We start from the raw sequence: 2,185 nt of genomic DNA on the forward strand, positions 1-2,185 counted from the left end.
CCTTGGCAATTTCATCCTGCCGGCTATCCAGTGCGAGGCCATGTATGACACTTCGGCACAAGCCAGGACTCAAGCAGACAGAACAACCGTCAGCCGATAGTTCAAACGCATGAGAGGAATTCGATTCAGAAACTATTTCAGGCAACTGTCCACCACCAGAAAAACACTCTTGGTTATCAGTGTTCTTCTGGTGATAGGATTCATATTCTCTCTCCCCAATCAACTGTTCCATGTGTCCTATTCCACCGTCGTGACCGACCGCAACGGGGCATTGTTAGGAGCCCGCATCGCCTCCGACGGACAATGGCGATTCCCCCCCCGTTCCACGACACCGGAGAAGGTGAGACAATGCCTGATAACCTTTGAAGACCGGCATTTCTACCACCATTTCGGAGTCAATCCGTTGTCTATCGGAAGAGCCATCCGTCAAAACCTGAAAAACAAGCGGGTGGTAAGCGGAGGCAGTACCCTCACCATGCAAACCATCCGGCTGGCAAGGAACAAACCGCGTACCCTCAAGGAAAAAATCATCGAAGTCATATTAGCCACACGCCTGGAATGCCGTGCTTCGAAAGAGGAGATATTGTCCATGTACGTTTCACATGCGCCTTTCGGCGGGAATGTTGTCGGACTGGATGCCGCAGCCTGGCGCTACTTCGGACATCCGGCAGAAGAGCTGTCATGGGCCGAGGCAGCCACGCTTGCCGTGCTTCCCAACGCCCCTTCCATGATTCACCTTTCCAAAGGACGCAAAGCCCTGCTCAACAAACGGAACCGGCTGCTAAAACAACTACTGGATCAACAAGCATTGGATGAATCAGCCTACGAACTGGCCGTCAGCGAGCCACTTCCTGAAGAGCCACATCCGCTGCCACAAATCGCCCCACATCTGGTCAGCCGACTTTATCAGGAGAAAAACGGCGAACACTCCACCACCACACTAGACAAAGAACTGCAAATACAAGTAGAGCATCTGGCAGAACGCTGGAACAACGAATTCAGCCGGAGCGACATACGCAACCTGGCCATCCTGGTGATTGACATACGCACCAATCAGGTGGCAGCCTATTGCGGCAACGTCCACTTTGAGCGGCAGCAAGCAGGCAATCAAGTGGATGTCATCCAGTCGCCCCGAAGCACGGGCAGTATCATGAAACCGTTTCTTTACTACGCCATGCTTCAAGAAGGCAGCTTGCTTCCGCATACGCTGTTGCCGGATATTCCCATCAACATCAACGGGTTCGCTCCCCAGAACTTCAGCTTGCAATTCGAAGGTGCCGTTCCGGCTTCGGAGGCACTGGCGCGTTCGCTGAACATACCGGCAGTAACCATGTTGCAACAATATGGTGTTCCCAAATTCCACAGTTTCTTACAACAAATCGGATTAAAGACTTTAAACCGTCCGGCATCCCATTACGGATTATCGCTTATTTTGGGCGGTGCGGAGGCTACCCTATGGGACATCACCGGCGTGTATGCCAATATGGGGCGCAGCCTATTGAAGCTGCCCCAAGTTCCTTGCACTTTGCTTGAAACTTCCGTCCCGACAGAAAAAGGTGAAGCACAAGAACGATACGCCTTTCAACCCGGTGCGGTATGGCAGACTTTCGAGGCACTGCTTGAGGTCAACCGTCCCGAAGAGATAGACTGGAAATCCATCCCCTCCATGCATCCTGTTGCTTGGAAGACCGGCACAAGCTACGGATTCCGCGATGCCTGGGCGGTGGGAGTCACTCCTTCTTATTGTGTAGGCGTGTGGGTAGGAAATGCCAGCGGGGAAGGAAAGCCCGGACTCATCGGAGCACGCACGGCAGGGCCTGTTCTGTTCGACTTGCTGAATCTGCTCCCCTCTTCCCCCCGATGGTTCGAACAACCTGCCGGCGCTTTCGTTGAAGCTGAAATATGCCACCAGTCCGGCCACCTGAAAAATCGATTTTGTGAAGAGACAGATACTCTGCTTATCCTGCCTGCGGGACTGAAGACCGAAGCCTGCCCCTACCACCACCTCGTCACCCTATCGGCAGACGGCACACACCGCCTCTATGAGAATTGCATTCACACAGCCCCCACCCGGCAACAATCGTGGTTCACCCTCCCGCCCGTATGGGAATGGTACTACAAGCAGCATCATCCGGAATATACGCCCCTGCCTCCTTTCTTGCCGGGTTGTGGAGAGGATATGCTG

The 2,185-nt window shown here is 53.7% G+C and carries 1 protein-coding gene; it reads left to right on the forward strand.

Annotated elements, in window-relative coordinates; all coding sequences use genetic code 11:
- Nucleotides 1-109: 109 nt before the first annotated feature.
- A partial coding sequence (gene pbpC, locus K2G43_RS12890) for a penicillin-binding protein 1C (RefSeq protein ID WP_300155889.1) occupies nucleotides 110-2,185 on the forward strand: 2,076 nt, incomplete at its 3' end.

Source organism: Bacteroides sp. (assembly GCF_029057325.1).
Lineage (GTDB): Bacteria > Bacteroidota > Bacteroidia > Bacteroidales > Bacteroidaceae > Bacteroides.